Source organism: Paracoccus ferrooxidans, from assembly GCF_029909815.1.
Lineage (GTDB): Bacteria > Pseudomonadota > Alphaproteobacteria > Rhodobacterales > Rhodobacteraceae > Paracoccus > Paracoccus versutus.
In genome coordinates this window covers 965,002-978,596 of sequence record NZ_CP038198.1, presented here as the reverse complement: position 1 = coordinate 978,596, position 13,595 = coordinate 965,002, and the positions used below count along the sequence as shown (strand labels likewise).

Annotated in this window: 8 protein-coding genes; 7 read left to right on the top strand and 1 reads right to left on the bottom strand. The window is 69.8% G+C overall.

Annotated elements, in window-relative coordinates:
- Positions 1-136 precede the first annotated feature (136 nt).
- The 5 genes from E3U26_RS04890 (at position 137) to E3U26_RS04870 (ending at position 4,894) form a co-directional block, all read left to right on the top strand.
- Entirely contained in the window at positions 137-949 is an 813-nt protein-coding gene (locus E3U26_RS04890; RefSeq protein ID WP_499105633.1) for a 2-keto-4-pentenoate hydratase, read from the top strand.
- A 126-nt stretch (positions 950-1,075) separates the two neighbouring features.
- Complete coding sequence (locus tag E3U26_RS04885; RefSeq protein WP_499105632.1) at positions 1,076-2,182, top strand: ABC transporter substrate-binding protein; 1,107 nt, start codon at positions 1,076-1,078, stop codon at positions 2,180-2,182.
- 53 nt (positions 2,183-2,235) lie between these two features.
- Entirely contained in the window at positions 2,236-3,084 is an 849-nt protein-coding gene (locus E3U26_RS04880) for an ABC transporter permease (protein WP_243784302.1), read from the top strand.
- Entirely contained in the window at positions 3,081-3,863 is a 783-nt protein-coding gene (locus tag E3U26_RS04875) for an ABC transporter permease (RefSeq protein WP_072462372.1), read from the top strand. Before E3U26_RS04880 ends, E3U26_RS04875 begins: the two co-directional genes overlap by 4 nt.
- The gene (locus E3U26_RS04870) at positions 3,860-4,894 is read left to right on the top strand and encodes an ABC transporter ATP-binding protein (protein WP_499105631.1); all 1,035 of its coding nucleotides are present in this window, start codon (positions 3,860-3,862) and stop codon (positions 4,892-4,894) included. Before E3U26_RS04875 ends, E3U26_RS04870 begins: the two co-directional genes overlap by 4 nt.
- A 10-nt stretch (positions 4,895-4,904) precedes the next feature.
- Here E3U26_RS04870 and E3U26_RS04865 read toward each other — a convergent pair whose 3' ends face one another.
- The gene (locus E3U26_RS04865; protein WP_116222164.1) at positions 4,905-5,669 is read right to left on the bottom strand and encodes a WecB/TagA/CpsF family glycosyltransferase; all 765 of its coding nucleotides are present in this window, start codon (positions 5,667-5,669) and stop codon (positions 4,905-4,907) included.
- A gap of 108 nt (positions 5,670-5,777) precedes the next feature.
- Here E3U26_RS04865 and E3U26_RS04860 point away from each other — a divergent pair, with 108 nt between their 5' ends.
- Both E3U26_RS04860 and E3U26_RS04855 read left to right on the top strand, forming a co-directional pair.
- A complete protein-coding gene (locus E3U26_RS04860) occupies positions 5,778-7,202 on the top strand; it encodes a hypothetical protein (protein ID WP_114536525.1) in 1,425 nt (474 codons plus the stop codon).
- A gap of 99 nt (positions 7,203-7,301) precedes the next feature.
- Positions 7,302-13,595 (top strand): type I polyketide synthase, encoded by a 6,294-nt coding sequence (locus tag E3U26_RS04855; protein WP_499105630.1) that lies wholly within the window; start codon positions 7,302-7,304, stop codon positions 13,593-13,595.

Below are 13,595 nucleotides of genomic sequence, written 5' to 3'. Positions count from 1 at the left end.
CCGATGCAAACAGGATGCGGGCAAGTTGCGCCGGTGACGCAAGAATCCCGGTGACAGCCGCCTTTTGTTGCGGCATCGTCTGGCGGAAAACAGTCTTTGGGGCGAGGCGATGAAATCGTTGATTCTGGGCGCAATCATGCTGCCATTGGCGGGCGTGGCCGTCGCGGCCTGCCCGGATGTCTCGTTGATGCAGAATGCCGCGCGCGGCTGGATCGCCGGCCAGCGCCTGCCCGACCCGCTGGTGCGCACGCTTGAGGAGGGGGCCTGCGCCTATGCCAGCTTCCGCAGCGTGCTGGAGGCCGAGCTGGGCGCGCCGGTGGGGGTGAAGGTCGGCTTCACCTCGAAGCCGGTGCAGGAACGCTTCGGCGTGACCGAGCCGGTGGCGGGCGCGCTGTTTGCGCCCATGCTGCTGCCGGACGGGGCGCGGCTGAGCCTTGCGGGCAGCCGCGAGCCGTTCTTCGAGGCCGACCTGGTCGTGACCGTGGGCAGTTCCGCCATCATGCAGGCCCGCACCCGCGAAGAGGTGGCGGCCGCGCTTCGGGACGTGCGGCCCTTCATCGAGCTGCCCGACCTGGCGCTGCAAAAGGACGTGGTGCCGACCGGGCCCCTGATGGTGGCCTATGGCGTGACGCCCTGGCGCGGCGTGCTGGGCCGCGGCATCCCGATCTCGGATCTGCGCGATCCGGTCGCCGACCTGGCGGCGCTGACGGTGAACCTGAAGCTCGACGGCAAGAGCGTCGCGACCGGCTCGGGCGAGATGCTTCTGGGCCATCCGCTGGACGTGGTGCTGTGGCTGGTCCAGCAGGGCGGCTATGAGCTGAAGCCGGGCTCGGTGATCTCGCTGGGCTCGCTGGGCGGCCTGCATCCTGCCCAGCCCGGCCACCGGATCGAGGCCGAATATCGCATCGGCGGCCGGGCCATGAAGGTGGGGCTGGCGCTGGTGCCCTGACCGGGCGGCTAGGGCAGGCTGGAAAAAACCTTTGCCAACAGGGGAGTTCCGTCGCAAGACTGTCACGGGGGGCCGCTAGGTGGCATCCAGCCGCCTATGGGGCGTGTTCTGGAACGGAGTTGACCAATGACCATTCAATCGACCGCGGCGGGGCTGGCCGCGCTGAGCCTGCTGGCGGGTGCGGGTGTCGCCTCGGCGCAGGATCTGGCGGCGCTGGAAGAGGCCGCCAAGGCCGAGGGCATGCTGACCACCATCGCCCTGCCGCATGACTGGTGCAACTATGGCGGCGTGATCGAGGGCTTCAAGGCGAAATACCCCGAGATCCAGGTCAACGAGCTGAACCCCGACGCGGGCTCGGCCGACGAGCTGGAGGCGATCCGCGCCAACAAGGACAACAAGGGCCCGCAGGCGCCCGACGTGATCGACGTGGGCCTGTCCTTCGGCCCGCAGGCCAAGGCCGAGAGGCTGATCCAGCCCTACAAGGTCGCGACCTGGGACACGATCCCGGACGATGCCAAGGACGCCGAGGGCTATTGGTATGGCGATTATTATGGCGTGATGGCCTTTGGCGTGAACAGCGACCTGATCGACGCGGCGCCGAAAAGCTGGAAAGACCTGACCAAGCCGGAATACGCGAACGCCTTTGCGCTGGCGGGCGATCCGCGCGCCTCGGCCCAGGCGATCATCTCGGTCATGGCGGCCGGCATCGCGAATGGCGGCGAGCCGGGCGAGGCCTCGGGCCAGAAGGGCATGGAGCTGATGGCCGAGGTGAACAAGGCCGGCAATTTCGTTCCCGTCATCGGCAAGTCGGCGACCATCGCCCAGGGCGCGACGCCGATCGTCACCGCCTGGGACTACAACCTGCTGTCCTGGCGCGACAGCCTGAACGGCAACCCGCCGGTCGAGGTCGTCATCCCCGAGGACGGCGTGGTCGCGGGCGTCTATGTCCAGGCGATCTCGGCCTATGCGCCGCATCCGAACGCGGCCAAGCTGTGGATGGAATACCTGTATTCGGACGAGGGCCAGCTGGGCTGGCTGAAAGGCTATTGCCACCCGATCCGCTTCAACGACCTGGTTGCGGGCGGCAAGGTGCCGCAGGAGCTGCTGGACGCGCTGCCCCCGGCGGACGCCTATGAAAAGGCGATCTTCCCGACGCTGGAGCAGCAGGAGGCCAACAAGAAGGTCGTGACCGAGGGCTGGGACGCCACCGTCGGCGCGGCGGTCCAGGAATAAGGCGCGGCGGCCCCGCCCGCACCGGCGGGGCCGCCCCCAACGGGCGAGGCGGAATGAGACAGATCGGCTGGAACTGGCTGGGCGTCCTGCCCTTTTTCGCCTTCGCGCTGCTGTTTCTGGTGCTGCCGACGATGAACATCGTCATCGGCGCCTTCCAGAACCCGCAGGGCGAGTTCACGCTGGCCAACCTGGCTGGGCTCGCCTCGCCGCGGATCGTGTCGAGCTTTGCCATCTCGATCAAGATCTCGCTGGCCTCGGCGCTGCTGGGTTGCCTGATCGGCTTTGCCATGGCGGCGGCGGTGGTGATGGGGGGCGTGCCGGGCTGGATCAAGGGGCCGCTGATGACCTTTTCCGGCGTCGCCTCGAATTTCGCCGGCGTGCCGCTGGCCTTTGCCTTCATCGCCACGCTGGGGCGGGTGGGGCTGGTCACGATGCTGCTGCGGCAATGGTTCGGCATCAACATCTATGCCATGGGCTTCAACCTGCTGTCGTTCTGGGGCCTGACGCTGACCTATCTGTTCTTCCAGATCCCGCTGATGATCCTGATCATCACCCCGGCGCTGGAGGGGCTCAAGCGCGAATGGCGCGAGGCGGCCGAGGTCTTGGGCGCCAGCACCTTCCAATACTGGCGCATGGTGGCGCTGCCGATCCTGTTCCCGTCGCTTCTGGGCACCTTCGCGCTGCTCTTTGCCAACAGCTTCGGCGCGGTGGCGACGGCCTATGCGCTGACCGGCTCGTCGCTGTCCATCGTGCCGATCATGCTGTTCGCGCAGATCCGCGGCGACGTGCTGCAAGACCCGCACCTGGGCTATGCCATGGCCTTCGGCATGATCGTCGTCACCGGACTGGCGAACCTCGCCTATGTCGTCATGCGCGCCCGCGCCGAGCGGTGGATGCGATGAGGCGGGTCTGGTCCTGGGCGGCGCTGATCGTCGGCGGGCTGTATTTCCTGCTGCCGCTGATCGGCACCATCGAGTTCTCGCTGCGGATGCGGCGCGGGGAATATTCGCTGGACGCCTATCGTTCGGTCCTGTCGGACCCGAATTTCCGCGCCACCTTCAGCTATTCGGTGGCCATGGCGGCTCTGACCATCCTGCTGGGGGTGCTGATCGTGGTGCCGACCGCCTATTGGGTGCGGCTGCGCCTGCCGCGGCTGCGCCCGGTGATCGAGTTCATCACCCTGCTGCCGCTGGTCATTCCGGCCATCGTCGTGGTCTTCGGCTATATCCGGCTCTACAACACCAGCTCGATCCTGCCGCTGACCGGCACCGCTTCGGGCACCAACCTGCTGCTGCTTTGCGGCTATGCCACGCTGGCGCTGCCCTATATGTATCGCGCGGTGGATACCGGGCTTTCCACGCTGGACGTGCGCTCGCTGACCGAGGCGGCGCAATCGCTGGGCGCCGGCTGGGCGCGGATCATCGGCCGGCTGATCCTGCCCAACGTGCTGGGCGCGGTGATGTCCGGCGCCTTCCTGTCCTTCGCCATCGTCATCGGCGAATTCACCATGGCGGCGCTGCTGAACCGTCCCGCCTTCGGCCCCTACATGCAGCTCCTGGGCGCGAACCGCGCTTATGAGCCGGCGGCGCTGGCGGTGATCGCCTTTGCCGTCACCTGGGGCTGCATGGGGGTGATGCAGCTGATCTCCCGCCTGTTCGGCACACGGATGCAAGCGAAATGACCTTCCTGACCCTCGACCACCTGCAGAAATCCTTTGGCCCGACCAGGGTGGTCCACGACTTCGACCTGGGCGTCGAGAAGGGCGAGTTCGTGTCCTTCCTGGGCCCCTCGGGCTGCGGCAAGACCACGGTGCTGCGCATGGTCGCGGGGTTCGAGACGCCGACGGCGGGCCGGGTGGTGATCGACGGGCGGGACGTGACGCGCCTGCGCCCGAACCAGCGCCAGATCGGCATGGTGTTCCAGTCCTATGCGCTGTTTCCGAACCTGACCGTGGCCGAGAACGTGGGCTTCGGCCTGCGCACCGCGGGGGTGCCGCGCGCCGAACGCGCCGGCCGCGTGGCCGAGATGCTGGCGCTGATCGGCCTGCCGGACCTGGGCGGGCGCTATCCCTGGCAGCTTTCGGGCGGCCAGCAGCAGCGCGTCGCGCTGGCCCGCGCGCTGGCGCCGCGCCCGCGCGTGCTGCTGCTCGACGAGCCGCTGTCGGCGCTGGACGCCAAGATCCGCGTCAGCCTGCGCAACCAGATCCGCGAGATCCAGCAGCAGCTGGCCATCACCACCATCTTCGTCACCCATGACCAGGAAGAGGCGCTGTCGATCTCGGACCGCATCGTGGTCATGCACAAGGGCATCGCGGACCAGACCGGCACGCCGGCGCAGATCTACAACCAGCCCGCGACCGATTTCGTCGCCGGCTTCGTCGGCACGCTGAACCGTTTCGAGGCCGAGGTGCTGGACCCGGCCCGCGGCCTCGTCCGCGTCGCGGGGGCCGAGATCGCGCTGGACCGCCCCTTGCCCGCCGGCCGCATCACCCTGGCGGCGCGGCCGGAAAGCCTGCGCATCGCCGCCGAGGGCATCCCGGCCGAGATCACCGGCGTCGAGTTCCTGGGCTCGGTCCAGCGGCTGCGGGCACGGGTCGCGGGGCGCGAGGTGGTGCTGGACCGTTTCAACGAACCGGGGGTGGCATTGCCCCAGCCCGGCGCGCAGGTGCGCCTGGCGGCCGCGCAGGCCGGATGGCTGGTCCTGCCGGGCTGAGGGGCCGGGCCTATTTCCGGTTTTCGCCGCGGATGGCCAGCGCCCGGCGCAGGTGGCCGGGCAGGATGGCGAAGCCCTTGGCATAGCGCAGGAACAGCCGGCGCGGGTTGGACAGCATCCGCCACAGCCATTCCAGCTTGATCCGCCGCACCCATTGCGGCGCCCGGCGCTGGTGGCCCGACAGGAAGTCGAGCCCGGCCCCGATCGAGGCGAAGCCCACATCGCCAAGCGCGTCGCGGGCGCGGATGGCGAAAAGCTCTTGCCGCGGGGCGCCGAGCGCCAGGAAGCACAGCCGGGCGCCCGAGGCGCGGATGCGGGCGATGATCTGGGCCGCTTCCTCGCCCGTCGGGTCGAAGGGAAAGCCCGGCGCATGGGTCAGCGCGACGCGCAGCCCCGGCACCGCCGCCTGCATGCTGCGCGCGGCCAGCGCCAGCGATTCGTCGTTGCTGCCGATCAGCGCCACCGGCAGGCCGGCCCGCGCCGCCTCGGCAGCCAGGGGCAGCACCAGGTCCGAGCCGGGCGCCAGCGCCACCGGCCGGCCGGCGATGCGCGACAGCCAGACGATGGGGTTGCCGTCGGCGCAGACCAGGTCATGCGCGCCGTAGGCGCTGCGAAAGCGGGCGTCCTCGCCCAGCCTTTGCAGGTGGTCCACGTTGATCGTGGCGATGGCGAAGCCGCGCCCCTCGGCCAGCCGCTGCCGCACCGCGGCCAGCAGCGCGGAAGAATCCCGACAATTGACGCGGACGGCATTGCCGTCGGGAAAGCTGAAATGCATGATAAGCCCTCGGGTCCGGCCGGAATCGACGGCAGGATGTGTTGGCGGCGAGGGGATTGCAACGTCCTTCGCACCGCCGGTCGACAAGGCGGGGACGGGAGTCGGGCCATGCCCATATTGGCCTTCATGGTGCTGGTGACCTGGCCGGTGGTGGTGGCGGTGCTGTTCCAGCGCATGGAGCGGGCGCAGGCGATGATCTGGTCGATCTTTGCCGGCTACCTGCTGCTGCCGCAGCTGGTCGAGATCGACGTGCCCGCCTTTCCCGGCCTGAACAAGCACATGGTCCCGGCGCTGGCCGCCGCCATCATGGTCTATTTCGTCACCAAGGAGCGCGCCCGCAACGAGCCCGCGCCGCCGCCCATGGGGCCCTGGGTGATGCTGCTTCTGGCGATGAACTTCGCCGCGCCCATCCTGTCGGCGCTGACCAATCCCGATCCGCTGATCGACGGCGTCAACTATCGGCCGGCCATGTCGATCAGCCAGGGCGTGGCCGACCTGATCGTGCAGACGCTGCTGCTGCTGCCCTTCTTCCTGGGCTACAAGCTGTTGTGGAATGCCAGGGGCGCCCAGCTATGGGCGCGCAGCCTGCTGCTGGGCGTCCTGTGCTATACCGTTCCCATGCTGATCGAACTGCGGATGAGCCCGCAGATCAACGTCTGGGTCTATGGCTATTTCCAGCACGATTTCGTCCAGACCATCCGCTATGGCGGCTATCGCCCCATCGTCTTCCTGGAGCATCCGCTGTGGGTGGCGCTGATGACGATGACCGCCTTCCTGGCCGCCATCGCCTTTGCCCGCAACGAGCCGACGCGGCGCAACATCCTGATCGCGGTCTACCTGGCCTGCATCGTCTTTCTGTGCAAATCGGCGGGGGCGCTGGTGCAATCGCTGATGGCGGCGCCGCTGGTGGCCTTTGCGCGGCCGCGCATGATGGTGCTGGTGGCGGCGCTGGTGGCCACCGCCGCCGTCTCTTATCCGACGCTGCGCACTACCCCGTGGATGCCGCTGCAGGGCATCGTCAACCTGGCCATGTCCATCTCGCCCGAACGGGGGCGCTCGCTCGAGTTCCGGCTGATGAACGAAGAGGAGCTGCTGGAGCGCGCGATGGAGCGGCCGGCCTTCGGCTGGGGCGGCTGGGGGCGGTCGCTGTTCTACGATCCCTATAACGGCCGGCTGACCTCGGTCCCGGACGGGCAATGGGTGATCCTGATCGGGGCGCGGGGCATCTTCGGCTACCTGGCGCAGTTCCTGCTGCTGCTGACGCCGATCCTGGCGCTGCTGCGGGCGATGCCGGGCGGCCGGCATCCGCCGCGCAAGGCCGAGATGGTGGTGCTTGGCGCGATCTCGCTGATGCTGGCGATGAACATGCTGGACTTGATCCCGAATGCGACCCTGACGCCGCTGACCTGGCTGACCGCCGGGGCGCTGCTGGGCAATGCCCGCCGGCTGCGGCAGGGCGCGGGCGAGTCGGCCGATCTGCCGGCGGTCCAGCGGATTCTGCCTAAAAAGGCAGGCCTGCGGACGGTTTTATAGGTTGGTCCGAAGCGCGGGATTCGCTATGCCGGATACGCGCGCCAGTTGTTAAGTCATTGCTGCCCACAGGGGCATTCCACGAGTTCAATGAGGCACCGCATGGCCTTTGACAAATCCGCCGTCGAAGACGGTGATATCGCTATCATCGGCATGGCCGCCCAGTTGCCGGGGGCCGCGGGGATCGCCGAATACTGGGACAACCTGTGCCGGGGCGTCGAGGCGATCCGCCGCATCCCCGAGGCCGAGCTGATCGCGCGGGGCGAGTCGCGGGCGCGGCTGTCGGACCCGAACTATGTCCCTTCGGCCGCCGTGCTGGAGCAGTTCGACGAGTTCGACGCCGAGTTCTTCGGGCTTTCGCCCAAGGAAGCGGCGATCATGGACCCGCAGCACCGCAAGTTCCTGGAAACCTGCTGGCACGCGCTGGAGGATGCGGCGCATCCGCCCGAGCGTTTCGCCGGCAATATCGGCGTCTGGGCCGGCTGCGGCATGGGCAGCTATTACTACTGGAACGTCTGCTCGAACCGCGACCTGGTCGATGGCGTGGGCCATTTCCTGCTGCGCCATACCGGCAACGACAAGGATTTCCTGTCCACCCGCGTCAGCCATGTCTTCGACCTCAAGGGGCCCAGCATCAGCGTGCAGACCGCCTGTTCCAGTTCGCTGGTGGCGATCCACATGGCCTGCCAGTCGCTCAACTCGGGCGAATGCGACATGGCGCTGGCCGGCGGCGTGACCATCGAGCTGCCGCATGGCCTTGGCTATCTCTACAAGGAAAACGAGATCCTGTCGCCCGACGGCCATTGCCATGCCTTCGACCATCGCGCGCAGGGCACCGTCTTCGGCAGCGGCGCGGCGGTGGTGACGCTGCGCCGGCTGCGCGACGCGCTGGCCGATGGCGACCATATCTGGGCGGTCATCAAGGGCTCGGCCATCAACAACGACGGCGCGGCCAAGGCCGGCTACCTGGCCCCCAGCGTCGAGGGCCAGGCGCAGGCGGTGGCCGAGGCGCTGGTCATGGCCGGGGTTTCCTCGGACAGCATCGGCTATGTCGAATGCCACGGCACCGGCACCGCGCTGGGCGACCCGATCGAGGTCGCGGCGCTGAACCAGGCCTATGCGCGGGTTTCGGACGGCACGCGGCAGGGGCCGTGCCGCATCGGCTCGGTCAAGACCAACATCGGCCATCTCGACACCGCCGCCGGCAGCGCCGGGCTGATCAAGTCGGCCCTGGCGGTGCATCACGGGCAGATCCCGGCCAGCCTGGGCTACGAGGCGCCGAACCCCGCCATCGATTTCGAGGGCGGGCCGTTCCAGGTCAACGACCGGCTGTCGGACTGGCCGGTGCCGGGGCCGCGCCGTGCCGGGGTGAACTCGCTGGGCGTCGGCGGCACCAATGCGCATGTGATCGTGCAAGAGCCGCCCCTGGCCGAGGCGTCGGGGGAATCCGACTGGCCGTTCCACATCATCGCCGTCTCGGGCCGCAGCAAGGCGGCGCTGGACGCCAATTCGGCCGCGCTGGCGGGTTGGCTGGCGGCCAACCCGGCCGTGGACATGGCCGACCTGTCCTTTACCCTGACGCAGGGCCGGCGGCAGTTCGACCGCCGGCGCGTGCTGGTCGCGCATGATGCGGCCGAGGCGGCGCGGCTTCTGGCCGATCCCGACCCACTGCTGGTCTTCGACCACCAGCAAGCCGGCGACCCGGCCGAGGCGGTGTTCATGCTGCCCGGCGGCGGCGCGCAATATGCCGGCATGGCGCGCGGGCTTTACGAAACCGAGCCGGTGTTCCGCGAATGGATGGACCGCGGCCTCGACCACATGGCGGCCGCGCATGGCGCCGACCTGCGCGCGCTGTGGCTGCCCGAGCCGGGGGCCGAGGCCGAGGCGGACCGGCGGCTCCTGCAGCCCTCGCTGCAGCTGCCGCTGCTGCTGATCACCGAATATGCGCTGGCGCAACTGTGGATCAGCTGGGGCGTGACCCCCGCCGCGCTGATCGGCCATTCCATGGGCGAGAATACCGCCGCCTGCATCGCCGGGGTGATGAGCTTCGAGGATTGCATCGGCCTGGTGCGCCTGCGCGGCCTGCTGTTCGACCGGGTGCCGGCGGGCGGCATGCTGTCGGTGCCGCTGGCGCCCGAGGATTTCGCGGCCGAGCTGGCCGAGCTGGGGCTGGACCTGGCGGCGGTGAACGGGCCGGGCCTGTCGGTGGTCTCGGGCCCCGATGCCGCGCTGGACCGCTTTGCCGAGCGCATGGCGGCGCGCGAGGTGGAATGCCAGCGCATCGCCATCTCGATCGCGGCGCATTCGCGGCTGCTCGACGGGATCCTGGCCGAATTCCGCGCCTATCTCGCCTCGATCCCGCTGAATGCGCCGCAGATCCCGATCATCTCGAACCGCTCGGGCCAGCCGCTGACGGCGGCCGAGGCGACCAGCCCCGACTATTGGGTCGCGCATCTGCGCGGCACGGTGCGCTTTGCCGATGGCATCGCCCATCTGGCGCAGGTGCCGGGGCGGGTGTTCGTCGAGGTCGGGCCGGGCCGCGCCATGCAAGCCATGGCCAAGGCGCATCCTGCGGTCGCCGCCAACCAGGTGATTTCCACGCTGCGCCACCGCGACCATGCGACCAGCGACGACAGCTATTTCATGGGCGCCCTGGCGCGGTTCTGGGCCTGCGGCGGGCAGATCGACTGGGACCAGGTCTGGGGCGGCGCGCGGCGCCAGCGCCTGTCGCTGCCGGGCTATGCCTTCCAGCGCAAGCGCTATTTCATCGAACGCGCCACCCATGCCGCGGCCGAGCCGGCCTCGGAACTGGCCCGGATCGACGCGCCCGCCGACTGGGGCTGGCGTCCGGCCTGGAAACTCGCCTCGCCGAATGTCGAGATCGGGCCGCAGGGGCCGGTGGCGCAGGGCGCGCGGACCTGGCTGGTCTTTGCCGACGAGCTGGGCCTTGCCGCGCGCCTGACCGAGGCGCTGCGCGCCCGCGGCCAGCGCGTCGCCGTGGTCGAGGTGGGCGATACCTTTGCCGACAAGACGGTTGCGGGCGGCGACGGCCGTTTCCTGCTGCCGGTCGAATCCGACCGCGAGGGCTATGAGATGCTGCTGGCCGCGCTGGCCGGGCAGGACATGGTGCCCGACCGCATCCTGCACCTGTGGTCGGTGACGCAGGGGGCTAAGTTCCGCCCCGGCTCCAGCCTGCTCAACAGCCAGCTGGAGCGCGGCTTCTTCGGCCTTCTGCACCTGGCCCAGGCCATCGGCGCCGAGCTGCCGGATGCAAAGCTGGATCTGATCGCCATCTGCAACGACGCGCTGCGCGTCGCGGACGAACCCGCCCCGGTGCCGGAAAAGGCCACCGCCGCCGGGCCGATCCGCGTCATGCCGCATGAGATGCCGAATATCCGCGCCCGCCTGGTGGACATCCGCCTGCCGGCGAAGGGCCTGGACGCGCTGGCCGCCAACCTGCTGGAAGAGGCGCTGGCCCCCTCGGGCGCCGCCGTCGCCGCATGGCGCGACGGGCGGCGGTTCGAACAAAGCCTGGAGCGGGTGGCGCTGGAGGATGACGGCATGGCCGCCATCCCGCAGGGCGCGGCCTGCCTGATCACCGGCGGCTTCGGCGGCATCGGCCAGGCCATCGCGCGCGAACTGGCGCAGCGCGGCGGCGCGAAACTGGCGCTGACCACGCGCGGCCGGGTGGATTCGCCCGCCGTCATGGCCTCGGTCCGGCAACTGGAATCGCTGGGCGCCGAGGTGCTGGCGGTCCGCGCCGACGTGACCAGCCCCGAGGACATGGCCCGCGCCGTGGCCGAGACGCGGGCGCGCTTCGGCAGCCTGGACGTGGTGCTGCATGCCGCGGGCGTGATCCGCGACAGCCTGATCGCGGCCAAGACCGACGACGAGGCCTGGGACGTGCTGGCGCCGAAGCTGCTGGGCACCCGCGCGCTGATCGAGGCGCTGGCGGACAATCCCGCGAAGCTGACGGTGCTGTTCTCCTCGACCTCCTCGGCGATCGCGCCGGCGGGGCAGGCGGATTACGTCGCCGCCAACGAATACCTGAACGCGGTGGCGCGCTCGGCACCGCAGGCGCTGGGCCGGGTTGTCGCGGTCAACTGGGGCGTCTGGGCCGATGCCGGCATGGCGGCGCGGGCGATGGGGCTGGACACGGCCTCGGCCGTGGCGGTGCCGCAAGGGCGGCCGCTGCTGGACGAAAGCCTGCCCATGCCGGGCGGGCGCGAGTTCCGCACCGCGCTGAAGATGCAGGACTGGATCATCGGCGGCCACAAGACCGCCCAGGGCCAGGCGCTGATGCCCGGCACCGGCTGGATCGAACTGGTGGCCGAGGCGGCGCTGGAATGCGGGCTGAGCCTGCCGCTGGCGATCCGCGACCTGGAATTCCGCCGCCCGGTGCTGGTTTCCGACACCGCGCTGGTCAGCACCCGCGTTTCGCCCGAGGGCGATGCCATGCGCATCGATATCCTGGACGATCCGCAGGGCGAGCCGAATGTTTCGGCCCTGGTCGCGGGCTTGCAGGAACCGGCGCCCGAGCCGCTGGCCGGCGGCGGGCCATGGGACCGGGACGGGCAGGGCGCGGCGCTGCCTTCGGCGCAGGAAGGCCGGATGGCGTTCGGCCCGCGCTGGCAGGTGCTGCGCCGCTTCCGCGTCACCGGCGACGAGGGCGTGGCGGAACTGTCGCTTGCGCCCGAATACGCCGCCGAGGCCGGGGAATGGCTGGCGCATCCGGCGCTGATGGACATCGCGACCGGCTGGGCCATGCAGCTGATCAAGGGCTGGACGCCCGAGAACCTGTGGGTGCCGATGGGGTATGGCGCGATCCGGCTTTACGCGCCCTTGCCGGCGCAGGTGGTCAGCCGCATCCGCAATGCGGGCGAAAACACCGATGCGCAGGGCATGGCGCAATTCGACATCACCCTGGCCGCGCCCGATGGCACGGTCGTCGCCGAGATCCGCGGCTTTGCCCTGCGCAAGCTGGCGGCGGCCATCGCCGCCACGCCCGCGCGCAGCCAACCGCCCCGCAGCCTGTCCCCGGCCGAGCGCCGCTTGCAGCACAACATCAGCCAGGGCATCCCGGCCGCCATCGGGCCTGCGATGCTGAGCCGGGCGATCTCGACCGGGCTTTCGCAGGTCTATGTCTCGTCGCTGGACCTGCCGGCGCTGATCGCCGAGGCGGGGGTGGTCGAGGATGCCGCGCCCGCCGAGGGCGGGTTCGAGCGTCCCGACCTCGACAGCGATTTCGTCGCCCCGGCGCCGGGCATCCAGGCGGAACTGGCGGCGATCTGGTCCGGGCTGCTGGGCATTGCCCAGGTCGGCGCGGCGGACAGTTTCTTCGACCTGGGCGGGCATTCGCTGATCGCGGTGCGCATGTTCGGCCAACTGCGCAAGGCGTTCGGCGTCGACCTGCCGATCTCGACCCTGTTCGAGGCGCCGACCATCGCGCAGCTGGCCGCGCTGGTCGAGGAACGCACCGGCCCGCGCGAGCTGGTCTCGCCCGACAACGTGCGCGAATTGCCGGTCGCGGCCCGGCCGCGGTTCCGTTTCCTGGTCGACATGGGCGGGCGGGGCGAGGGCACGCCCTTCTTCATGGTCGCCGGCATGTTCGGCAATATCATGAACCTGCGCCAGCTGGCGCAGCGGCTGGGGCCGGATCGCCGCTTCTGGGGCATCCAGGCGCGCGGCCTGCTGGGCGACGACAAGCCGCATGAGGATTTCGCCGAGGCCGCCCGCGACTATATCGCGGAACTGCGCCAGGTGCAGCCGACCGGCCCCTATCTGATCGGCGGCTTCTCGGGCGGTGGGCTGACCGCCTATGAGATGGCGCGGCAGTTGCGCGCGGCGGGCGAGGAGGTGGCGATGCTGGTCATGCTCGACACGCCCCTGCCGCTGCGCGAGCCGGTCGGCCGCAAGGACCGGCTGATGATCCGCCTGGGCGAATTGCGCGAGGGGGGCGCGGGCTTCGTCTGGAAATGGCTGCGCGACCGCGTGGCCTATGAATTCCAGCGCCGCAGCAAGGCCAAGGCGGTCGAGGCCGAGGTCGGCGCCGAGGCGACCGGCGCCTTCCACGACCTGGCCATCGAGGCGGCCTTCCTGGCGGCGCTGCCCCGGATGCGGCTTTCGGTCTGGGACGGGCCGGTGGCGATGTTCCGCCCGCCGCTCGACAAGCGCTGGAAGGTGACGGGCGGGCGCTGGATCAATTCCGGCCGCGACTATGTGGTCGAGGACAACGGCTGGACGCCCTGGATGCCCGACCTGCGGGTGATCGAGGTGCCGGGCGACCACGATTCCATGGTGCTGGAGCCGAACGTGCGCCGCCTTGCCTCGGTCCTGCGCGAGATCCTGCGCGATGCCGATGCGGACGCCCCGGCAAGGATCAAGGCGGCAGAGTGA

Bases quoted from the DNA above. Each gene is read 5' to 3' on its own strand.
- E3U26_RS04875 (WP_072462372.1), top strand. From the start codon at position 3,081: ATGAGGCGGGTCTGGTCCTGGGCGGCGCTGATCGTCGGCGGGCTGTAT.
- E3U26_RS04885 (WP_499105632.1), top strand. From the start codon at position 1,076: ATGACCATTCAATCGACCGCGGCGGGGCTGGCCGCGCTGAGCCTGCTG.
- E3U26_RS04870 (WP_499105631.1), top strand. From the start codon at position 3,860: ATGACCTTCCTGACCCTCGACCACCTGCAGAAATCCTTTGGCCCGACC.
- E3U26_RS04860 (WP_114536525.1), top strand. From the start codon at position 5,778: ATGCCCATATTGGCCTTCATGGTGCTGGTGACCTGGCCGGTGGTGGTG.
- E3U26_RS04890 (WP_499105633.1), top strand. From the start codon at position 137: ATGCTGCCATTGGCGGGCGTGGCCGTCGCGGCCTGCCCGGATGTCTCG.
- E3U26_RS04855 (WP_499105630.1), top strand. From the start codon at position 7,302: ATGGCCTTTGACAAATCCGCCGTCGAAGACGGTGATATCGCTATCATC.
- E3U26_RS04865 (WP_116222164.1), bottom strand. From the start codon at position 5,669: ATGCATTTCAGCTTTCCCGACGGCAATGCCGTCCGCGTCAATTGTCGG.
- E3U26_RS04880 (WP_243784302.1), top strand. From the start codon at position 2,236: ATGAGACAGATCGGCTGGAACTGGCTGGGCGTCCTGCCCTTTTTCGCC.